Raw genomic sequence first — 21,372 nt, 5'->3', positions numbered from 1 at the left:
GATGGAAAAAAAGCAACTGATTAAAATAAACCTGCCGGGTGGCGTAGCTTCTGCCGGCGATTTTTACGAAATGCTTATCATTGCGCAAAATGCGGGTGCCGGGCAAATTCGCTTTGGTAACAGGCAACAACTTTATTTTGAGGTAGATGCCGAGCAACTGGAAGACCTGGAGTTTGATATGCTGGGCGCCGGGATTGATCATGAAATTAATAGCGATCAGTTTCCCAATATCACCAGTTCCTATATCGCGGATGGGATTTTTAATCATGAAAACTGGCTGAAGGAAGGGGTTTATAAAGATATTTTCGACTTGTTTGATTATCAGCCTGAGTTAAAAATAAACCTGGTTGATAGTAACCAAACCTTTGCCCCTTTTTTTACCGGCAATTTTAATTTTATCTCTTCGCCGGTAAGTAATTACTGGTATTTGTATATCAGGTTTCCTAAAACCAATATCCTGTATTGCTGGCCTGTGCTGGTTTATTCGGATGATATCCCGGCCATGTGCAAGGCCGTACAACAGGTAATATTTGCCAATAAGCCACTGTTTTATGACCAGGGCGAAGTTAATGCCGATTTGTTGTATCAACTGGTGGCTGCCAATAACCAGTTTGTTATCCAGCAGATAGATCAGCCACTAAATATTCCAGATTTTCAACTGCCGTATTATGAAGGCTTTAATAAACAAGGTAATAAACACTGGCTGGGAATTTACAGGCGCAATGAATTATTTGATATCGAGTTTTTAAAGGAGATTTGTAACCTGTGTATGCAAACCAGGGTTGGGCAGTTGTATATCAGCCCATGGAAATCGTTGCTTGTTAAAAACATCGAGGCCAAACACAGGCCGCTGTGGGGCAACCTTTTGAACAAATACCGGGTAAACATACGCCATGCCTCAAATGAATTGAACTGGCAGGTAGAAGACCTGTGCAGCCAATGCCTCGATCTGAAACAACAGCTGGTACGCGAATTTGAGGAAGCTGACCTGCGCACATATCGACTCAGTTTCGCTATTAAGCGGTCGCCAAAATCGGGAATCTACGGCTCCATCATGATCCGCGAGCGCAAGCCCGATGAATTTGAAATTGTGCACACCCGCGATTTTAACCATAATACCCGCGAATTTGTAGTGTATAAGCAAGGCGTAACCAAAGCCGACCTGGGCCGCTATTTGATTGCGCTTTGCGATTTGTTTTATGAGCAGCAGAACAGCATTGTTCAATCGGCCACAGTAGTAGGCAGGGAAGACATTAATAAGCCGGTTAATCAAAAAGTAGTGCACCAGTGTAAAAACTGCTTCACTATTTACGACGAAGCATACGGCGACGAACTAAACGGACTTGCGCCTGGCGTGCCCTTCACCGGGTTAAAAAGTTTTGAATGTCCTATCTGCGGCGCCGGTAAAGAGGATTACAAGGAGCTGGTTTGCGTGGCGTAGCTTATGGTATATTTATCTCAAAAGCCCCATTAATATATTATCGATCACTCACTATTCACCCCTCACCATTCACTATTTAACTACCAATCAGGTAGATTATCTAAAAAAATGTGCATATTTGGGGTTCAAAATTTATTATCTAACAAATTAACACGCGATGAAGCATCCGAAAGGGGTTTCATTACAATTAAAAACAATTAAACAATGAAAGTCGCAGTAGTAGGTGCTACTGGCTTAGTAGGCACCAAAATGTTGCAGGTTCTGGCAGAACGCAACTTCCCCGTTACAGAATTAATTCCCGTAGCTTCCGCAAAAAGTATTGGTAAAGAAATCACTTTTAAGGGTAAGCAGTTTAAGGTAGTTTCTGTTGAGGATGCGATTAAGATGAAGCCGGACGTTGCAATTTTCAGCGCCGGCGGCAGTACTTCATTGGAGCAGGCACCGCTTTTTGCGGCAGCAGGCACTACAGTTATTGATAACTCATCGGCCTGGCGCATGGACCCAACTAAAAAACTGGTTGTACCCGAGGTAAATGCCGATGTATTAACCGCAGACGACAAAATTATTGCCAACCCAAATTGCTCAACTATTCAAATGGTAGTGGCGTTAAAACCATTGCACGATAAATATAAAATTAAACGCGTAGTTGTATCTACCTACCAATCGGTAACCGGTACCGGCGTAAAAGCTGTTGACCAGCTGTTTAACGAGCGTAAAGGTATTGATGGACCAAAGGTTTACCCTTACACTATCGACCTGAACGTGATCCCTCAAATTGACGTGTTTACCGACAACGGTTACACCAAGGAGGAAATGAAAATGATCCTTGAAACCAAGAAGATCATGGGCGATGACAGCATTAAGGTAACTGCTACCACCGTTCGCATCCCGGTTATGGGTGGTCACTCGGAGTCTGTAAACATTGAATTTTTACATGATTTTGATCTGGGCGAAGTACGTGAGTTGTTAGCCAATTCGCCGGGTATTGTGGTGGTTGATGATACCGCCAACCTGAAATACCCAATGCCGCTTGACGCGCACGATAAAGACGACGTTTTTGTTGGCCGCCTGCGCCGCGATGAAAGCCAGGACAATACATTAAATTGCTGGATAGTATCAGATAACCTGCGCAAGGGCGCTGCTACCAATGCCGTGCAAATTGCAGAATATTTAGCGGCTAAGCATTTGATTGGTGCGCCGGTTGAAGCGTAATTATTAGTGAGTGGTTGATTGGGTTGATTAGGTGAGTGGTTTTAATCGCTGTTAACCAATCAACCATGCTCTTAATCAACTTAAAACATAAAAAAAGGGATAGTCGGTTGGCTATCCCTTTTTTTATGTAAAAGCTGCCACTAATACGGCCAACCCTGCCCGTTAAGTAACCGCTGCCTCATAATTAAGTAAAAAGATGTTTATTAACATAATTTAACGGGCGATCTACGTTAACTTATTACGTTTAATAGCGTCATTTGTATTTGAATTACATTATTTTATTTCACAATGAAAACTAAGATAATTATAGCAGCCGTTGCCGTTTTGGGTGGTTTGTACAGCGGTGCGGTTAGCGCGCAGCAAACCGCCTTACTTGCCGATCAAAATCCGCGATATAAAGAAAGCCAGGCTAAATATGCCCGTGGAGCTGATAGCCAAACCAGCTTACAAGGCACAACCATACAGGATACCTACAAAGCTTATGACTGGTATGAAGCCAAGCTGGAGCGCCGCCGTCAGAACCGCGAATGGAGGCACCAGGAACGCATGAATGGTTACTTTGATTATACACCATCATGGGGATTTTACGATAACTACTATTCGCCATCAATTAACTTTGGCTTTGGCAACCGCTGGGGGCGCGGGTACCGGGGAGGCCGGTCTAATATCGGAATTGGTTTCGGCTGGTAATAAACAGCAATCGCACAATCTAACTATCATAATTTAACAACATACTATCAATGAAATTTAATAGCATTTTAACAATTGCTGCGCTTGCAGTATCAACACTTTTTGCTGCCTCATGCTCAAGGCAGGTGACACGCGTTAGCACCGATCAAACTATAGATGTAAGTGGCAACTGGAATAACAGTGATTCAAGAATGGCCGCCGAAGAACTTACCGGCAAAATATTAGGCGCAAGCTGGATAGAAACCCATCAAACCGAGCACCAGGGCAAAAAACCGGTGGTTATTGTGGGCTTTGTGCAAAACAAAAGCCATGAACATATTGATGCCGAAACGTTTTTAAAGGATATTGAAAGCTCATTTATTCAAACCCAAAAAGTACGTTTGGTACAGGGTGGCAAAAAACGCGAACAGCTGCGTGCCGAAAAAGCCGACCAGCAAACTAATGCCACAGTATCAACCATGAAACAGTTTGGTTTGGAAAATGGCGCCGACTACATACTGCAAGGTTCTATCAATTCAATAGTCGACTCGCATAAACGTCAAAAGGTTGTTTACTACCAGGTAAACCTCGAGCTTACCAATATTCAAACTAATGAAGTGGTTTGGATAGGTGAGAAAAAAATAGCCAAATACGTAAAAAACTAAAGCAAGTTGCCCCTTAATATGCTCCGGCATATTAAAGGGCCTGCATTTTATAATGATAAACATACGCAGGTATTTTTTTAGTGCATCATCTGTTATCGGGATGATGTTTTTTTTATTGGGTTGTACAACCTATAACCAAAGCCTTACGCCCTATTACAAAAATGTGTATGCAGGTAACTATGCCCAGGCCGAAAAAGACCTTGATAATAATGGCCTTATCCAAAAGCCACGCAACAAGCTCCTGTACCTGATGGAAAAGGGCCGGGTAGCACACCTTAACGGCCAATATGAATTAAGCAACAGATACTTTAACAATGCCGATCAACTGCTTGATAGCGGCTTAAACGGTGTGGCCGATGCGGCTGTTGGTTTGCTGGTTAACTCCATGTCGCAAACCTACAAGGGCGAGGATTTTGAAAAATTCATGGTCCACTATTACAAAGCGCTGAATTACCTGTATCTGAATAATATTGAAGATGCTATTGTTGAGGCGCGCCGCATTACCCTGCAGGCGCAGGAACAGGGCGATAAATTTAACAATAAGGACAGCCGCTACTCCAACGATGCTTTCGCATTGATGTTCCAGGGCATGCTTTATGAACGTAATAATGACGTTAACAACGCCTTTATATCATACCGCAACGCCGCCGAGATCTATTTAAAAAGTCCCGATCAAACTTATTATGGCACCCCAATGCCGCAGGGATTAAAGGAGGACGTGATCAGGACGGCCATGCTGAATGGCTTTACAACCGAGGCCGACCAGTTTGAGAAAACATTTGGTATTCAATATGCCGCTAATAAACCCACCGAAGGCGGGGAGTTGATCCTGTTTTGGGAAAACGGCCTTGCGCCGGTTAAAACCCAGGCCGATTTGTTTTTTAGCCTGGTGAGACACAGTGACGGCGGTTTGTTTTTTGTAAACGGGGCTGGGTTAGAGATTCCTTTTAATTACAGCGGCGACAGGAATGGAGTAAACCTAAAATCGGTGGAAAGCCTGCACGTGGCATATCCTAAGTATGTTGCCCAAATGCCTTATTATTCAAACGGCAGCGTGACAGTTAATGATCAACAGGTAACTTTTGAAAAAGCCGAAGATATTAATGAGCTTGCTTTTAAAACGCTGCAACAGCGCAGTTTAAAAGAGTTGGGTAAGATACTATCCAGGCTTGCCGTAAAAAAAATGGCCGAATATGGCTTACGTGCCGCAGCCACAAGCGATGGTAAAACAAATGGCCTTTTAGAAGGGCTTGGATATGGCGTACAACTTTACAGCCTGTTGTCTGAAAAGGCCGATACCCGTAACTGGCAATCGCTTCCTTCATCTATTTCTTATGCTCGCGTGCCATTACAAAAGGGTGTTAACAAAGTAAGTATCGCCCTGAAAAACGCCCAGGGCGTTACCGAAACCAAAACAATTGAGATACAAGGCAACGGAACAACGCAGTTTTATAATTATGCAACGCTGAGATAGGCCACGTATTTATAACTATATTATTTAAGCCGACAAATGGCAAGGGAATCGCTTTTAAAGAGGAGGCACCTACGGAGCCCTGATTTTTAGGTTTTTTCATGCTATAAACACGCGACTCCTACGGAGTCAATGGCACACATTATTTCCAACTCCAGCGGAGTTACGTGTTTATAGCACGATAAATATTCATTGTTTGGCTCCGTAGGGGCCTCCTCTTTAAAAGCGATTCCTGCGAAAAATGGGGATGAATGACAATTATCCCTATTTTTATTTACGATAGTTTGATTGCTCTGGCGTTCTCAATCCATCTGCTGAGTTTGAGTTATATTTAAAAATGGAAAACATAAACTTTTCTGACTTAACACGAAGTATTATTCAATCATCGGGAAGGTTAGCCGTTCAATTTAGATATAGTTTCGTTGAACCCGAACATTTGCTCTTAGCTATCATAGATGAATGCATAAAAATCCGGATAAAAATGTCGTACTTAAAATCTTTAAGCACTTCAAGGTTAATTTATTTGAATTAATTGAAGATGTCGAGCGTACTTTTGATTCGCCTAATATCCCTATTGCGGATAGAAAAATACCTTTCACAAAAAAGACGGAGTATATTTTAAAACTTACACATGTAGAAGCTAATAGATGTCATAGCATTAAGATAGAAGCAGAACATGTTTTTCTCTCGTACTTGCGAGCTGAAACCGCTTTTTCTGAAAAGACATTGAACCACAAGTATAATTTGATTTATGAACCTGTTAAAGATTATGTAAAAAATATAGTTTAACATAGCGCCTGGAAAGGCAGAACCAAGTAATAGTTATAATTTTCAACTATTATTTATAATTGCACGCTATTTTTTACTAACTTGTTACCAATGAAAGCCTTTAAGCTCGTCGTTGTTTTTTGCTGCTGTTTTATCACAGCCAATCTATCTGCACAAACTATCAGCAGTCCCAAGGCTATTGAGGCCGATCTGCTCCGTATTTTTAACCGGGTAAATTATTATGGCAACCACAAAAAGGAATGGAAGGCTGTTGATTCGCTCAAAAAGATGAACAGCATTTTTGCCTTCAAGCTTAAATATTACACATCCAAATACCCTTTTACTATCGATATAAAATTCACTTCGCTGGTAAAAGCGCGCCTGGTTATCGCCACTTCGGCAGATGGTATGTTCCGTACTTATTCCTGGGATACCAGGCTGGGCAACAGTAGGTATGATTTTGATAACATATTGCAATACAAGGTTAACGGCAAAACATTATCGCTGTTAAAAATGGATACGCCGGGCAAGGAAGCTTACTGGTTTCCGAAGATTTATACCTTTACGGCCAATAACAAAACCATGTACCTGGCCGTGTACAATTCGGTAATATCGGCAAATAAAGCCGGGCAGGGCATCCGGGCTTATGCCATTGAAAAAGGTGTATTGAATGGCCGCGTACCTATGGTAAAAACCCCTACAGCTGTATTAAGCCGCCTGTATTATGAATACAACCTGCAATCGGTAGCCGACTGGGATACTTTCCCGAGTATCACATTTGATAAGGCCACACAAACTATCCATACCCCGCTGGTTGATTACAAAGGCAATATGACCCGTAAGTTTATCACCTATAAATTTACCGGAAGGTTTTTTGAGAAAGTAAAGAGTTAGCGCCGGGGCCTTTTACTATCTTTGAGATGTAAATTATGATCTCATTCGCCCACCGTGTTTTTATGGAAGTTGCTGCCAATTTGAGTTTCTCAAAGGCTGCACAGGTGCTGTTTGTAACACAGCCCGCTATAAGCAAGCATATTAAGGCTTTAGAAGATCAGTATAAGGTGCCCTTGTTTGAGCGCAAAGGCAACAGCATCCTGCTTACCGAAGCAGGCAATAAACTGAACGAATACCTGCAGCAAGCTACCGAAATTGAGCGCAAAATTGAATATGATTTGTCGGTACTCAGTAACCTTTCGCAAGCGGCGGGCCATTTGCGCTTAGGTGCCAGTACTACCATAGCGCTCTACATTTTACCATCTATACTGTCGGGTTTTCAGCGGGAGTATGCTAATGTGGATGTACAGTTGGTAAACCGTAATTCCGAATATATCCTGAACGCCCTGCTAAACCACGAGGTTGATATAGGCATCATCGAGGTTGATAATAAGCTCACCACGGTATCCTACAAGCCCTTTATGAGCGATGAGGTGATCCCGGTATGCTCGGCAAAGAGCCCGCTGGCCGGTAAATCGTTAACTTTAAAGCAGTTTGTAAAAACACCCCTGGCCGTACGCGAGCGGGGTTCTGGTACGCTAAACGCGGTTTTAAAGTCGCTGTCGGCGCTGCATATAAAACCGGCCGATCTATCGGTAAAAATCCGCCTTGGCGGCACCGAAGCACTTAAAAACTTTTTACTGGCCGATCAGTGCCTGGGCTTTATGCCCCGCCCCTCCATCATTCGCCAGCTGGCCGAAGGCGACCTGGTTGAAGTGCCCATCGAGGGCCTGAAAATTACCCGCGATTTCTTTTTCATCCGAAGAAAAGGAACGGAAGATTATGGGTTGACGAGTAATTTTATCAATTATGCGTTGGGGCATATAGCTGATAAATAGCACCTTAAAACTTTCCTTTTTATTATTTAAAAATATCTGAAACCATCAGCTTGTTGGCCTGTAGTTATAGTTGTACTTAATTTAATTTATTAATAATTAAAAATGCAATTATGGCAAGTTTAAATGATCGTAAGGTAGCTATCCTTACCGAAGAAGGATTTGAGCAGGTTGAATTAACAAGCCCAAAAGCAGCCCTGGAAGCGGCCGGGGCAACAGTGCACGTAATATCGCCAAAAGGAGGCAAAATAAAAGCCTGGGACAAAACCAATTGGGGTATTGAAATTAATGTAGATAAACAACTGAGCGAAGTAAGTCCCGATGATTATGATGCATTGGTTTTGCCCGGCGGCGTATTAAACCCGGATAAATTAAGGCAAAATAAAGATGCGGTGGCATTTGTATCGGCATTTTTAGACGAAGGCAAACCGGTAGCAGCTATTTGCCACGGTCCTCAATTGCTGATTGAAACAGGGTTGATCAGCGGTCGCCGCCTTACTTCGTACCCATCCTTAAAAATCGACCTGATAAATGCCGGAGCGGATTGGGTTGATGAAGCAGTCGTGGTCGACAATGGCCTGGTAACCAGCCGTACCCCTGCCGATCTGGATGCCTTTAACCGCAAAGCCATTGAAGAAATTGGCGAAGGCGTGCATCACGGGGCTTAAACCCGATATGATTAAGATAAGCACAAATAATATCGAATAATGAATGTTGAATCTCCAATACCGAGGTTTTACTTCATTATTCGATATTGGACATTCAGTGTTCGATATTTAAATCGTTTATAATTCCTTGATACTTTAATGTTTGTTGCCAAAACCAAATTCGCGGTAAGTATCAGGCATGGAGCCGTTATTGGTAAAAGCGAAGGTATAGGTGGTTCCCCAGCTTTCAAAATCGGCGTTTTTATCTTTTGATGCCTCAATGTGAACCGAGCTGAGCATATAAATGCCTTCGCGGCTTAGTTTGAAAAAGATAAGCCCGTTACTATCGGCACTTAGTTTTTGAGGGTAAACGTTACCATTTATGGTTTTTACGTATAAAATTACAACGGCTTCCTTTAACGGCTTACCATGGAAAAGAACTTCGGCCGTTACGTCATCGCCATAGTCGGATTTATAAGGATTTTGTTTGATAACAATTTCGTAATCCTCGTTCAGGGGTTTATCAAAGTCCCGGTCGTTTGGTTTATCAACAGATACCAGCGTTTTTAAAAAACGGGTTGTTTTTTCTACAAAATATTGCTGGTTGTTGGCTTTTGCTTCTTCGGCAATCTGGTCAAGGCCTTCGCTGCTCAGGTATTTCAAAAATTTGTTCCTTTCCGATTCAACATTCTCGCTTTTAATAACCTCAATGGTGGCCAATCCCGGGCTTTCCAGCTTATAGTTTAATATGTTGGATGCTGTATCTTTGGGCAATTTGCTCAAGTCGGTCTGTTTCTTTCCTTCGTACAATACAAATTTTGAGATCTTGGCGCCATCATATTTGTATTCTCCCTCTTTTGCAAATTCGTTGCCGCTTAATAGGTGCAGGTTAATGTTATCGCCTTTTTTCATATAGAAGCTGCCTGGCAATAAAAAGAAATCTTGCGCGTAGGCCGTAAAACTAATGATCAACAACACCGCCAATATTAAATATACAAATCGTTTCATCGTTTTTAGTTAGGAATTACCAAACATACAAAGTTTAAGTCGAAAATATTGTTTTTTGGCCTCGTTGATGGCTTAGCCATTTAAAAACTTCAGTAGTTTTACCATATGATTTTTGATCGTAAAAACCTTGATAACGACACGTTACTGTCTTTTTACAGAAAACTGTTGCTGCCACGCATGGTCGAGGAGAAGATGCTCATCCTGTTAAGGCAGGGCCGTATTGGCAAATGGTTTTCGGGTATAGGGCAGGAGGCCATTGCCGTGGGCAGTACCCTGGCCATGGCCGATGATGAATATATTTTGCCCATGCACCGCAACCTGGGTGTTTTTACAACACGCAATATCCCGCTTTCGCGCTTAATGGCGCAATGGCAGGGCAAACCCTCGGGCTTTACCAAGGGGCGCGACAGGTCTTTTCATTTTGGCACGCAGGAGTACAAAATCATCGGGATGATATCGCACCTGGGGCCACAGCTTGCACTGGCCGATGGCATAGCGCTGGCCGATGTATTGTCCAATCAGCATAAAGCCACCCTGGTTTACACCGGCGAAGGCGCTACCAGCGAAGGCGATTTTCATGAGGCCTTAAACATTGCCGCGGTGTGGAACTTACCGGTTATTTTCCTTATAGAGAACAACGGTTACGGCTTATCAACCCCAACCAACGAGCAATACCATTGTAACCAGCTGGTTGATAAAGCCATAGGTTATGGCATGGAAGGCCGCCGCATTGATGGCAACAATATTTTAGAGGTTTACCACACCATAACGAACATTAAAAACAGTATCCGCGAAAATCCGCGCCCGGTTTTGCTGGAGTGCATGACCTTTAGGATGCGTGGCCACGAAGAAGCTTCGGGAACTAAATACGTGCCGCAAAACTTGTTTGAGTGGTGGGGCGCAAAGGATCCGCTGGCCAATTTCGAGAAATATTTATTAAATGAGCGCGTACTGTTGCCCGAGTGGATCCCGGTGATCAGGAAAGAGTTCACCGCACTTATCGAGTCGGAATTTGAAAAGGTTTACAGCGAAGCTGATATAGTGCCGGATATAGAAACTGAGGTAAACGATATGTACCGGCCTTACCGTTTCCCGGCAGATCAGCCACCAACAATCCCGGCAACCAATAAACGATATATAGATGCCATTAGCGACGGCCTGCGCCAGGGGATGCGCAAATACCCCAACCTGGTAATTATGGGGCAGGATATTGCCGAGTACGGCGGCGCTTTTAAAATAACCCAGGGCTTTGTGGAAGAGTTTGGCAAGGGACGGGTGCGTAATACGCCCATTTGCGAATCGGGCATTGTGGGCGCTGGGATGGGGCTGGCGCTTAACGGCTACAAGGCCATTGTTGAAATGCAGTTTGCCGATTTTGTTACCTGCGGATTTAACCAGGTTATTAATAACCTGGCCAAAACCCATTACCGCTGGGCGCAGGCCGTTGATATGGTAGTGCGCATGCCTACCGGTGCGGGTACGGGTGCAGGCCCCTTTCACTCGCAAAGTAACGAGGCCTGGTTTACAAAAACTCCGGGGCTGAAAGTGGTTTACCCCGCCTTCCCGACCGATGCCAAGGGCCTGCTGCTGGCCGCTATTGACGACCCCAACCCGGTTATTTACTTTGAGCACAAATACCTGTACCGCAGCATTAGCGGCGAAGTGCCGGATAATGATGTGCTGATAGAAATTGGCAAGGCCAATATTGTACAACAAGGCGAAAAGGCTACCATCGTCACTTTTGGTTTGGGCGTTCACTGGGCGCTGGAGTATGCGGCCAAACATCCTGAATTATCCTTAGAGATCATCGATTTACGCAGCCTGCTGCCATGGGATAAGGAAGCGGTAGAGCGAAGTGTGCAAAAAACAAGCCGTGCACTGGTATTACATGAAGATACCCTCACCAGCGGCTTCGGCGCCGAAATAGCAGCCCATATTGCCGAACATTGCTTTAAATACCTGGATGCCCCGGTAATGCGCTGCGGCAGCCTGGATACAGCTATCCCCATGAATAAAGCGCTGGAAGACCAATTTTTAGCGAAGGCAAGATTGGAAGAAATGATGGAAAAATTGCTGGGGTATTGATTTTTTTGTCAATTGGTAACTATTTGACTGTCAGCGCCAAAGTGTTCCATGTGTGGAAATGCTAAATTGTTAAAGAGTTGATTATCAATACCAAGGCGTTCCAAAGCGTTCCGGGCGCTCCGGGCGTTTCAGTGGAACGCTGCAAGCATCATTTGCAAAGGTCTTGACTCTTGATTCTTATCTCTTGACTCTATTCCCCCTACTTCCACTTCAAACTCTTGATCAAAACCTCCACATCTTTTTTAATAAAGTTTAAGGCAGGCTGAACCGAATCAAGACGTGGCTCGTTGTTAAAGTAAAGCGCTCCCCGCAGGTAATTTTTTGTACTATCGGTAAGGAAAAACTGGGCCGACGATGCAGCGTTGCCGTCAATGGTATAGTAAATGCCGTATACCTTACGCTCGGGATAGGCAATAATGCCCTCATCAATAGATGTAGCCTTTATGGTATGCTTAAAAGCGAAGGTGCGGGCATCCTCCACCAACTGATTAAACTCTTTTTTGGTGGTTACCGGCTGATAGCTCAAATGCAGCGTGGCATGAAAATCAGGAAATTGCATGTTTACCCAGCAGGGCTTTGCATTGCTGCTCCGGTCGGGCTCAATAACGGCGTATTTGGGGTAAGTAAAAGTATATGGGCAGCCGCCGGTATATTCCCGGTATTCCTTTTTAGGGAAAACAATACGGGAGTAGCCACGTGGCTTGGGCGAGTAATCATGATTGCCGCCACAGGCTGCAAAAAGAAACAGCGCCAAAACTATTAATGCTGCGTATCTCATACGCGCAGGTCTTTAGTGTTCCATATCTCCCATGATTTTTCGGCCTGGAGTACCAGCATTTCGTAACCGTTTTTGGTGGTTGCGCCCCTTTCGCGGCCTTGTTTTAAAAACAGGGTTTCCTCGGGGTTGTAAATCAAATCGTACAGCAAATGCTCATCGGTAATGGCTTCGTAGGGTATTGGCGGGCATTCATTAATATTGGGCGATGTACCTACCGGTGTAGTGTTGATAATGATTTTATGTTGTTTAATATGGTGTGGCTTCAGCTCGCTAAACAGTAAATGATCAGGATGTGGTTTGCGGGTAACGGTTTTGTATGTAATACCCATATTTTCCAATACACACCTTACCGCTTTTGCCGCGCCGCCATCGCCCAAAACCAATGCCTCATCGTTGGTATTATTAATGAGTGGCTTTATCGACATCTCGAAACCATATAAATCGGTATTATAACCTTCCAGCCTGAAATCGTGCCCGGTAATGCCAACCTCGCCTGTAAATGCTGCCTGTAGCGGGCTTTCGGCGCTTATACAAATGCAATTTACCGCGCCAGCAGTACGGGCATCATGCTCAATCCAGTCAAGGTAGGGTATAATGGCAACTTTATGGGGAATGGTAACATTCAAGCCAACCAGGTTAGGATTTTCGTCAAGCAAATCCTGCAGGTCTTTAATATGCTCCAGCGGGTACAGGTCGTAAACAGCATCTTCAATGCCTTCGGTTTTAAATTTCTCGGCAAAATATTTCTTCGAAAAAGAATGCGAAAGCGGATAGCCTATCAGCCCGTAGTGTTTCATGTGTAAGTTATTTAGTATCGCCTAAAATAAAAGCCTAAAGATATACACAGAAATGGTAACTGCTATATCCAAAATCAGAATAGGATATTATCAGTGAACGCGGAATTTAAGTCCAAGGCCATTAGTAACTTTATCATAATTGAAATAACGGCCAGGGAAACACGAACTGCAGAAGAACCAATGATGTAAAATCAAGACAGCTGCAAATCAGTTTTGTCTTGATCCTTGACTCTTACTTCTTGATTCTTATTTAAAAATCCAGGAAATGATCAAAAGTATCGCTCCGGATACCCAGGCGTAATGTTTCGAGCGGGATGATATCCGCCGGGGCTATGTTGCCTAAGCTTACGTTGGCGCCAATCAGCTTAATAAACCAAACCTGCTGGGCTTTTTGCGGGGCTTCCCAAATGATGGTGCCTTCGGGTATTTGGGTAAGTATCTCATCAACCAGGCCCTGCCTTACTTCGCCCGAATCGCGGTAAATACCCACGTTACCACTTTCGCGGGCCTCGGCAATAACTTTCCATGAACCGGCTTCAATTTCGGCGTTCATAAGCTTTATCCATTTGTATGGCGCGAAAATCTTTTGTACATCTTTTGAGCCAACTTCAGATATTACCGTAACCTGTTTGGCCAGCTTGCGGATGTAGTCGCATTTAACATCATGTTCAATAGTGATTGATCCGTCTGATACCTCGCAATGCTCCAACTGATATTTATCCAGCAGGCGGCAGTAATCATCAAACTGGTTACGCACAATAAAGGCCTCAAACAATGTACCTCCAAAATATACCGGGATACCGGCTTGTTTATAAAGCTTTATCTTTTCATCCAGGTTTGGGGTAACGTATGATGTGGCCCAGCCCAGTTTTACAATATCGGTATATGTGCCGCCAACCTCAATAAAATCCTCAACCTGCCTTAAACTTAAACCCTTATCCATAACCATAGTAATGCCTTTATCGCGGGGTTTAGCTGTACGTTCGGGTAAATTATTGATGGTATAATTCATATTGTTGTTTGGTTATAGCCTATAACTAAAAGTACTAACGCCGGCAAAGGTCGTAAAAAAAATTCATAGGAAAAATGAAGGAAATGTTAAATAAAAAATAGAAGTGGAGATGCCCGGTTTTCATCGGTGCCTGTTTTCATCGCTGTTCAAATAGGACTGCGCGTTTCAAATTGTGCAGGCGATAGCACCTATCGTGAAAAAGGGTACGCGATAGTCAGGCCTTAAAAAAAATGCTGTTTCAGGTAATTGTTGCGATCGCCCGTTTATCATACCCAACCGCAGGCGGGAACCTTAGTTTTACCCTGAAGGTTAGGCGAAATATTTTCATAATATTTATTTGCTATAAAATCATTGTTAAAAATGTAACAAAAGTGTTGAACTTATATTAAAGTCTTAAAAACAATTGCTAAAAGTTGTACTTTTAGCAATTGAACTAAGGCTTAAAAAACTAAATATTATTCTTAACTAACAGGGTTTTGTATTTTTTTAGCACACTATCAATAACTTATAATAAAAAATTACCTAAATCTTATGTTATGCAAAAAAAAATTTCACTGCTTTTCTCCATATTGTTGATCTCCGTTAGTGCTTTTTCACAAAGTATTTCAACGGGGACCTATGCCGAAGATGTTGCAAGGAGAAACCAGGTTTCCGGGCAAAGCGGTTATTCGGCCTCGTTTACTATCCGGCCATTGGAAAATATAGCCGATACATCGCTAAGAAATTTGATAGCAAGCAGAATGTACTCAAAATTTAATGTTATGGGTATGCCATCTGGTATACGGCTGCTTCCATTAAACTGGTTAAATGAATATAATGTAAATCGTCCGTACGGCTATAATAATAGTTCGATGTATCCAAATAAAGGTTACCAAAGCATGCTTAGTGGGGGATTTTTATTAAACGCGGGCATTTTAACAGTGCAGGTAAAGCCCGAACTGGTTTATGCACAAAACAAAGCTTTTTCAACCTTTGCCGATGTACAGGCAAACAATAATTCTCCGGCGCTTATGAATGCTTATTTTGGTACAATAAATGGCATAGACGCGCCCGAAAGATTTGGAAATAATTCAATAAAACATTTGTACCCCGGCCAATCAAAAATAACGTTAAGTTATAAAAGCGTTGAAGCCGGGGTTTCAACAGAGAACTTATGGTGGGGCCCCGGCATAAAAAACTCCATTATGATGAGCAACTCAGCACCAGGTTTTTTACACTGGACATTTAATTCGGTAAAACCGGTTAAAACAATAATTGGCTCGTTTGAATGGCAAATAATAGGTGGAAATTTAAAACAATCGGGCTTTGCGCCGGATGATGTAACCAAGCTGGTTTATGGCGGCAATCTGTACAGCCCCAAGCCTAAAGTTACCCGGTACCTTTCTGCCTACACTATTAACTGGCAACCTAAGTGGCTGAAGGGACTATATTTGGGAGTTACCAGTTATGATTACCTCGATAAGGATTCTGTTTATAACAAAAAGAGTTTAGCACGAAGGATATTTCCGGTAATTACAGGGTCCTCGGCAAAGGCAAATGATATTACAAACGCCACAAACGGAGATGGACAGGATTTTGCATACGCATTTAATATAAGGCAGCTTTTGCCCCTATACCAGGCCGAAATTTATTTTGAATGGGCCCGGAACGACAGAAGCGGTGGAATTAACGATTTTATTCAGGAGCCGGGTCATTCAGCGGCCTACACGCTTGGCGGCAGAAAATTATTGGGGTTAAGCAATCGCGCCTATTTACAAATAAAAGCCGAAATAACATCGCTGCAAAGGTCGCCGACTTATTTATTGAGAGATGAACCTACCTGGTATGAACACCTGCAAAGCCCACGGGATGGGTATACAAACAGTGGCCGGTATATTGGCGCCGGCATTGGGCCCGGTAGCAGCAGCTTTATGCTTGATGTTAGCTATCTAAAAAACTTAAACTCATTTGGGGTTACACTTGAAAGGCAATTGCATAATAATGATTTGTATTATAGCGCTTACGCCGGCACAGGTACTTTTGACTTACATTGGGTGGATCTTTCAAGCACTTTTTACGGTCATATAAAGTTGAATAACTACCTGCTTTCGGCAGAAATTACGCCTGTTTATTCTCTAAATTATCAATACAAAAGCAGTGAAACCTTTAATTTGCATGCACGGCTTAATATTACCTATTACTTTAACTAATTGACACTGTCGCTGTTATTTATCGTTTTTAAAAAACAGACTTGACTTTTAATTAAAAAAGATCATTGTTCTTAATAATCCCAATTTAACTTACTTTTGCAAAAAAAGTAATATCACCTATACCAATATCGTTTTAACGCCATTAATGGTTACTTATGAATAGATTTCGCTTCCGTATATTTTTGATTGTTTTCACCATTCTTTGTTGTTCAGTTAAATTCGTTTCTGCTCAAACCAATCTTCAAAATATATCTTCAATAAACATTGATGATGTTTCAGACCAGCAGCTAATCCAACTCCTGCAACAAGCACAAAATGCCGGTTTAAGCGATGCTGATTTAATACAGCAGGCGCAAAACAGGGGCATGTCGGCCAGTCAGGCCCAAAAATTACAGTTGAGAATAAAAAATATTCGCAGCAAATCAGGTGTATCGTCAACAAATGCGGCTGATAGCACCACTACGCAAGGCCGTCAACTTAATTACAAGCCAGATAGCGTTGATTCCTTGTCAGCACAAAGGGACATATTTGAAAGTCTTAAGCCTAAAATTTTTGGCGCAGATATTTTTAAAAATAAGAACAGTTCATTTGAACCCAACCTTAAACTTGCTACACCTTTAAATTATATTGTTGGGCCTAATGACCAGCTTAACATCAACGTTTATGGTAACTCATTGGTAAATTGGAAACTTGAAGTATCTCCCGAGGGTAATATCAACATACCTGGCGTGGGCATTTTAAATGTTGGCGGCAAAACCATTGAGCAGGCTTCCGTAGCCATAAAGAGCAGGCTTGCAGCTAACAATTACGCTGTTGGGCGCGGCACAAGTGTTCAGGTGACACTGGGAAATATCCGGAGCATCAAGGTGATTATTATTGGGCAGGTTTCTAAGCCAGGTACCTATACCTTGCCGTCGCTTGCTACGGTTTTCAACGCGCTTTATTTGGCGGGCGGCCCAACTGATAATGGAAGTTTAAGGCAAATAGAAGTAGTCAGAAATAACCGGATCATCAGGCATCTTGATGTTTACGATTTTTTGGTTAAAGGCGATCAAAAAAATAATATAGGGTTGCAGGACCAGGATATTGTGCGTGTACCTACATACCGCACAAGGGTTGAGCTTGCCGGGCAGGTGAAAATTCCGGCACTGTTTGAGGTTTTACCAGGCGAAAGCCTTGACGACATTATAAACTACGCCGGCGGCTTTACCGATAGCGCCTATACTGCCCGTATAAAAGTATCACAGATAAGCGACCAGCAAAGAAAAATCACAGATGTTTTAGAGGCCGATTATAAAAACTATATACCCTTAAGGGGCGACAAATACACTATTGAATCGGTTATTAACCGGTTTGAAAACAGGGTGGTTATTAACGGGGCGGTTTTTAAGCCTGGCGATTACGAGTTGCAAAACGGGTTAACTTTATATCAGCTGATTGAGAAAGCAGCAGGTTTAAAAGAAGACGCTTTTACAGAAAGGGGCACCATTACGCGCCTGAAGCCTGATAATAGTACCGAAATGGTAGGTTTTAATGTAAAAGATGTAATGAATAAAACAGTGAATATTCCATTACAGCGCGAAGATATTATTAACATATCGTCAATTTTTGATTTACGTGATAAATACGTAGTCACCATTAATGGTAGTGTAAGGAAGCCGGGGAAGTTTGCCTTCTCGGAAAATATGAAAGTAGAGGACCTGATTTTAAAAGCGGGTGGCTTTGCCGAGGGCGCCAGCACGAAGCGAATTGAAGTGGCCAGGAGAATATCTAATGCCGATCCATCATCTAAAAGCAGTTCGGTTGCCCAGGTTTTTAGTGTGAACATTGATGGTCCGTTAAAGCCGAATGATGCCAATTTTGTGTTGACACCATTTGATATTGTATCGATATATAGTTTGCCGGGGTACGAAAAGCAAAAAACAGTTAAAGTTGAAGGCGAAGTATTGTATCCGGGATCATACACCATTAAAAATAAAAACGAAAAAATATCAGATTTGATAGCACGCGCGGGAGGGCTTACTGCATCGGCCGATGTTGAAGGCGGGTCATTAAAAAGAGAAAACATTGCCATATTGGGTGTTGATAAGAATAAAGCTGATACCGCGGCTTTTACCCTGGAAAGGATGGCGCAGGCCAACAGGCTTAAACGTGCTTACAAAGATTCGACAACCAATGCCGATACGCAACAACGCAACAACTATGTAGGGATTGACCTTGGTGCGGTTTTAAAAACACCAGGTTCGAAAAGTGATTTATTGCTGGAAGACGGCGATATTATAAGGGTGCCTAAACAACAGCAAATTGTTCGTGTTAATGGCCAGGTGCTTTATCCAAGCGCGGTAGTATATGACAGTTCAAAATCGTTTAATGATTTTGTATCTAACGCCGGAGGCTATGGCCCCGATGCATTAAGGAGAGGGGCATATGTAGTATACCCGAACGGTACGGTAAAGGGCACCAGGAAGTTTTTGTTTTTTAATAGCCATCCGTCGGTGAAGCCGGGAAGTGAAATTTATGTGCCGAAAAAGCCAGAGAGTAAGGGGAATTCTGTACAAACAATATTAGGGCTTACGACTGGTCTGGCATCATTAGGAGCCATTATTTTGGGAATCTTAAGTTTAAATAAGTAGTAAAAGCAGCATCAAACTCATTCATGACGCATACAAGTAACGGCAGCCCTGACGAAATATCGGTAACAGAGTTTGTAAATAAATTTCGTGTAGTTAGTAATTATTTAAAAAGTAAACTACTTATCATACTAATAGGCGGGGCTTTAGGAGGCATATTAGGATTAGCCTACGCAATAATCAAAAAGCCTATTTATACTGCATCATCTACTTTTGTATTAGATGATGGAAGTAAAGCTGGTGGATTAAGCCAATACGCAAGTCTTGCATCTATAGCAGGTATTGACATAGGCGGCAGCGGTGGTGGCGGCATATTTCAAAACGATAACATTCTTGAGTTATATAAGTCGCGCCTGATGGTAGAAAAAACGCTACTGAGCGAAAGTGAATTTGCCGGTAAAAAGCAATTATTGATTGATAGATACATCAGTTTTAATCATTTACGGCAAATTTGGAAAAATGATGACGGTATTGATAACATAACATTTTCAGGCGATCCGGGTAAGTTTAGTATAAAACAGGATAGTATCATCTCTAAAATTGTTGAGGCGCTTAATAAACAATCACTTTCGGTTAGTAAACCCGATAAAAAGTTAAGTATAATAAGGGTTGATGTAACAAATAAAGATGAACTTTTTGCGAAAGCGTTTAATCTTAAGCTTGTTGAAAAAGTTAATGAGTTTTATACCCAAACCAAAACAAAAAAGAGTGAGCAAAATATTCGTATACTACAGTTTCAGGCCGATAGTGTAAGGAAGGTATTAAATGGTTCAATTGGTGGTGTGGCCTCGGCAATTGATGCGTCTCCTAACGCAAACCCGGCGTTGCAGGTATTGCGCGTACCTTCGCAAAAAAAGCAAATTGATGTACAGGCAAGCACTGCTATATATACAGAGATAGTTAAAAATCTTGAGCTTTCAAGAATGGCTTTAAGGCAGGAAACGCCTTTAATACAAATGATAGATAGCCCTAAATTGCCGCTTGAGAAAACCAAATTCAATAAGGCCGTTGGTTTTTTGGCTGGTTTTTGGCTGGCGTTGGTAGCTGTAGTAATATTGCTTTTAGTTTATAGGGCTTATAAAAAAAAGTATCAGAATTAAGGGCCCATGAAAATCAATGTTATTTTACCCCACGTTATACGCAAACCGGGTGGGGGCACAAAAATCATGTATGAGTTTGCTAATCAGCTTAATATTTTAGGGCATGATGTTGTCGTATACAATTGTATGGAAACATCGTTTTTTAAGCTAAAGAAATCCCGTAATCTATTGCGGAAGGTCTACTTTTATTTCTTCAAGCATCCGGCATGGTTTAAACTGAACAGTAATATAATATCGGCCATTATAGATAAAGTAAATAACAAAGATATAAGGGACGCTGATGCGATATTTTTTACTGGTTGGTCATTGGCGCATGACCTTCAAATATTAAATGCTGCAAAAGGGCAAAAGTTTAACCTGATACAGGACCTTGAATTTTGGACCGGGAACAAACAAGACATTCTCGATTCATATCTATTCAAAAATATAGTAAAGCTTACTTATTCAAATCACATCAAAAAATATATCGAAGAATTTGGTGAAAAAATCCATAAAATATCCATAAGCGTAGACAGGGGGCTTTTTAAAATAATATCGCCTATTGATTCGCGGGATAAGGATAGCATTTGTATGATGTACTCAACTGAGGAACGAAAAGGATCTAAGTACGGCTTGGAGGCCCTGATTCAATTAAAGCAGCAAAATCAAAGGCTAAAGGTTCATTTGTTTGGTACATCGGCCGGGCCTGCCGCTTTACCTGCAGATTTTCACTATCATCAAACGCCTCCCAATTTGGCACACATCATGAATAGTTGTGCTATATTTTTAACTCCCAGCCTGTGGGAGGGATATGGTATACCAGGTATAGAGGCTATGAATTGCGGTTGCGCGGTTGTTTGCTCTGATGCAGAAGGCCATCTCATGTATGCAAAGGATAACGAAACCGCGATAATTTTTAAATCCGGCGATACAAATGAAATTGTTAGTGCATTATTAAAATTATTAAAAAATGATACCGAAAGATTGAGGATTGCAAAAAATGGAAATCGATTTATTTTAGATCAAAAATCGTGGCAAGGTTGTACAACCGAACTGGTGGAAGTGTTTGAGCTTAATAAATAGGTTGCTTTT

Annotated in this window: 17 protein-coding genes; 13 read left to right on the top strand and 4 right to left on the bottom strand. The window is 42.2% G+C overall.

Annotation, left to right across the window (positions count from 1 at the left end; all coding sequences use genetic code 11):
* The first annotated feature begins 1 nt into the window (after position 1).
* The 8 genes from AC1DXF_RS19215 (at position 2) to AC1DXF_RS19180 (ending at position 8,723) form a co-directional block, all read left to right on the top strand.
* Entirely contained in the window at positions 2–1,441 is a 1,440-nt protein-coding gene (locus tag AC1DXF_RS19215; protein WP_477450317.1) for a rubredoxin, read from the top strand.
* Between the two features lie 204 nt (positions 1,442–1,645).
* Entirely contained in the window at positions 1,646–2,653 is a 1,008-nt protein-coding gene (locus AC1DXF_RS19210) for an aspartate-semialdehyde dehydrogenase (RefSeq protein WP_477450316.1), read from the top strand.
* Positions 2,654–2,941: 288 nt separating this feature from the next.
* Positions 2,942–3,343 (top strand): hypothetical protein, encoded by a 402-nt coding sequence (locus AC1DXF_RS19205; RefSeq protein WP_477450315.1) that lies wholly within the window; start codon positions 2,942–2,944, stop codon positions 3,341–3,343.
* A gap of 50 nt (positions 3,344–3,393) precedes the next feature.
* Complete coding sequence (locus AC1DXF_RS19200; protein WP_477450314.1) at positions 3,394–3,987, top strand: penicillin-binding protein activator LpoB; 594 nt, start codon at positions 3,394–3,396, stop codon at positions 3,985–3,987.
* 52 nt (positions 3,988–4,039) lie between these two features.
* Positions 4,040–5,461 (top strand): COG3014 family protein, encoded by a 1,422-nt coding sequence (locus tag AC1DXF_RS19195; protein WP_477450313.1) that lies wholly within the window; start codon positions 4,040–4,042, stop codon positions 5,459–5,461.
* Positions 5,462–6,337: 876 nt separating this feature from the next.
* Positions 6,338–7,120 carry a hypothetical protein gene (locus tag AC1DXF_RS19190; protein WP_477450312.1) on the top strand — a complete coding sequence of 261 codons (783 nt, stop codon included), beginning with the start codon at positions 6,338–6,340 and terminating at the stop codon, positions 7,118–7,120.
* A 35-nt stretch (positions 7,121–7,155) separates the two neighbouring features.
* Positions 7,156–8,058, top strand: coding sequence for a LysR substrate-binding domain-containing protein (locus tag AC1DXF_RS19185; RefSeq protein WP_477450311.1), 903 nt, complete (start codon positions 7,156–7,158; stop codon positions 8,056–8,058).
* 110 nt (positions 8,059–8,168) lie between these two features.
* Positions 8,169–8,723 carry a type 1 glutamine amidotransferase domain-containing protein gene (locus tag AC1DXF_RS19180; protein ID WP_477450310.1) on the top strand — a complete coding sequence of 185 codons (555 nt, stop codon included), beginning with the start codon at positions 8,169–8,171 and terminating at the stop codon, positions 8,721–8,723.
* 135 nt (positions 8,724–8,858) lie between these two features.
* On the opposite strand, the gene AC1DXF_RS19175 is transcribed toward AC1DXF_RS19180, so the two are convergent.
* Positions 8,859–9,710 (bottom strand): DUF4198 domain-containing protein, encoded by an 852-nt coding sequence (locus AC1DXF_RS19175; RefSeq protein ID WP_477450309.1) that lies wholly within the window; start codon positions 9,708–9,710, stop codon positions 8,859–8,861.
* A gap of 105 nt (positions 9,711–9,815) precedes the next feature.
* Here AC1DXF_RS19175 and AC1DXF_RS19170 point away from each other — a divergent pair, with 105 nt between their 5' ends.
* The gene (locus AC1DXF_RS19170; RefSeq protein WP_477450308.1) at positions 9,816–11,795 is read left to right on the top strand and encodes an alpha-ketoacid dehydrogenase subunit alpha/beta; all 1,980 of its coding nucleotides are present in this window, start codon (positions 9,816–9,818) and stop codon (positions 11,793–11,795) included.
* Positions 11,796–11,994: 199 nt separating this feature from the next.
* Here the strand turns inward: AC1DXF_RS19170 and gldD are convergent, their stop codons facing one another.
* The 3 genes from gldD to AC1DXF_RS19155 form a co-directional block, all read right to left on the bottom strand.
* Entirely contained in the window at positions 11,995–12,573 is a 579-nt protein-coding gene (gene gldD / locus AC1DXF_RS19165) for a gliding motility lipoprotein GldD (RefSeq protein WP_477450307.1), read from the bottom strand.
* On the bottom strand, positions 12,570–13,370 hold the full coding sequence (locus AC1DXF_RS19160; RefSeq protein WP_477450306.1) for a shikimate dehydrogenase family protein: 801 nt from the start codon (positions 13,368–13,370) through the stop codon (positions 12,570–12,572). Before AC1DXF_RS19160 ends, gldD begins: the two co-directional genes overlap by 4 nt.
* 250 nt (positions 13,371–13,620) lie before the next feature.
* Positions 13,621–14,382: a phosphosulfolactate synthase gene (locus AC1DXF_RS19155; RefSeq protein ID WP_477450305.1), complete on the bottom strand. Its 762-nt coding sequence runs from the start codon at positions 14,380–14,382 to the stop codon at positions 13,621–13,623.
* Between the two features lie 536 nt (positions 14,383–14,918).
* On the opposite strand from AC1DXF_RS19155, the gene AC1DXF_RS19150 reads away from it, so the two are divergent.
* The 4 genes from AC1DXF_RS19150 to AC1DXF_RS19135 all read left to right on the top strand — a co-directional run bounded on the left by AC1DXF_RS19150 (position 14,919) and on the right by AC1DXF_RS19135 (position 21,363).
* A complete protein-coding gene (locus tag AC1DXF_RS19150; protein WP_477450304.1) occupies positions 14,919–16,571 on the top strand; it encodes a hypothetical protein in 1,653 nt (550 codons plus the stop codon).
* Between the two features lie 155 nt (positions 16,572–16,726).
* Positions 16,727–19,204, top strand: coding sequence for an SLBB domain-containing protein (locus AC1DXF_RS19145; protein ID WP_477450303.1), 2,478 nt, complete (start codon positions 16,727–16,729; stop codon positions 19,202–19,204).
* Between the two features lie 23 nt (positions 19,205–19,227).
* Complete coding sequence (locus tag AC1DXF_RS19140; protein ID WP_477450302.1) at positions 19,228–20,301, top strand: lipopolysaccharide biosynthesis protein; 1,074 nt, start codon at positions 19,228–19,230, stop codon at positions 20,299–20,301.
* Between the two features lie 6 nt (positions 20,302–20,307).
* The gene (locus AC1DXF_RS19135; RefSeq protein ID WP_477450301.1) at positions 20,308–21,363 is read left to right on the top strand and encodes a glycosyltransferase family 4 protein; all 1,056 of its coding nucleotides are present in this window, start codon (positions 20,308–20,310) and stop codon (positions 21,361–21,363) included.
* Positions 21,364–21,372 lie beyond the last annotated feature (9 nt).

Source organism: Mucilaginibacter sp. P2_A5 (genome assembly GCF_056404995.1).
The sequence above is the reverse complement of the archived record's forward strand: the minus strand, read 5'-3'. Positions and strand labels throughout refer to the sequence as shown.

What these genes read in the sequence shown, in the direction of transcription:
- AC1DXF_RS19175 (WP_477450309.1), bottom strand. Translation starts at nt 9,710, where the DNA reads ATGAAACGATTTGTATATTTAATATTGGCGGTGTTGTTGATCATTAGT.
- AC1DXF_RS19155 (WP_477450305.1), bottom strand. Translation starts at nt 14,382, where the DNA reads ATGAATTATACCATCAATAATTTACCCGAACGTACAGCTAAACCCCGC.
- AC1DXF_RS19215 (WP_477450317.1), top strand. Translation starts at nt 2, where the DNA reads ATGGAAAAAAAGCAACTGATTAAAATAAACCTGCCGGGTGGCGTAGCT.
- AC1DXF_RS19170 (WP_477450308.1), top strand. Translation starts at nt 9,816, where the DNA reads ATGATTTTTGATCGTAAAAACCTTGATAACGACACGTTACTGTCTTTT.
- AC1DXF_RS19190 (WP_477450312.1), top strand. Translation starts at nt 6,338, where the DNA reads ATGAAAGCCTTTAAGCTCGTCGTTGTTTTTTGCTGCTGTTTTATCACA.
- AC1DXF_RS19200 (WP_477450314.1), top strand. Translation starts at nt 3,394, where the DNA reads ATGAAATTTAATAGCATTTTAACAATTGCTGCGCTTGCAGTATCAACA.
- AC1DXF_RS19150 (WP_477450304.1), top strand. Translation starts at nt 14,919, where the DNA reads ATGCAAAAAAAAATTTCACTGCTTTTCTCCATATTGTTGATCTCCGTT.
- AC1DXF_RS19180 (WP_477450310.1), top strand. Translation starts at nt 8,169, where the DNA reads ATGGCAAGTTTAAATGATCGTAAGGTAGCTATCCTTACCGAAGAAGGA.
- AC1DXF_RS19135 (WP_477450301.1), top strand. Translation starts at nt 20,308, where the DNA reads ATGAAAATCAATGTTATTTTACCCCACGTTATACGCAAACCGGGTGGG.
- AC1DXF_RS19145 (WP_477450303.1), top strand. Translation starts at nt 16,727, where the DNA reads ATGAATAGATTTCGCTTCCGTATATTTTTGATTGTTTTCACCATTCTT.
- AC1DXF_RS19210 (WP_477450316.1), top strand. Translation starts at nt 1,646, where the DNA reads ATGAAAGTCGCAGTAGTAGGTGCTACTGGCTTAGTAGGCACCAAAATG.
- AC1DXF_RS19160 (WP_477450306.1), bottom strand. Translation starts at nt 13,370, where the DNA reads ATGAAACACTACGGGCTGATAGGCTATCCGCTTTCGCATTCTTTTTCG.
- AC1DXF_RS19185 (WP_477450311.1), top strand. Translation starts at nt 7,156, where the DNA reads ATGATCTCATTCGCCCACCGTGTTTTTATGGAAGTTGCTGCCAATTTG.
- AC1DXF_RS19140 (WP_477450302.1), top strand. Translation starts at nt 19,228, where the DNA reads ATGACGCATACAAGTAACGGCAGCCCTGACGAAATATCGGTAACAGAG.
- gldD (WP_477450307.1), bottom strand. Translation starts at nt 12,573, where the DNA reads ATGAGATACGCAGCATTAATAGTTTTGGCGCTGTTTCTTTTTGCAGCC.
- AC1DXF_RS19205 (WP_477450315.1), top strand. Translation starts at nt 2,942, where the DNA reads ATGAAAACTAAGATAATTATAGCAGCCGTTGCCGTTTTGGGTGGTTTG.
- AC1DXF_RS19195 (WP_477450313.1), top strand. Translation starts at nt 4,040, where the DNA reads ATGATAAACATACGCAGGTATTTTTTTAGTGCATCATCTGTTATCGGG.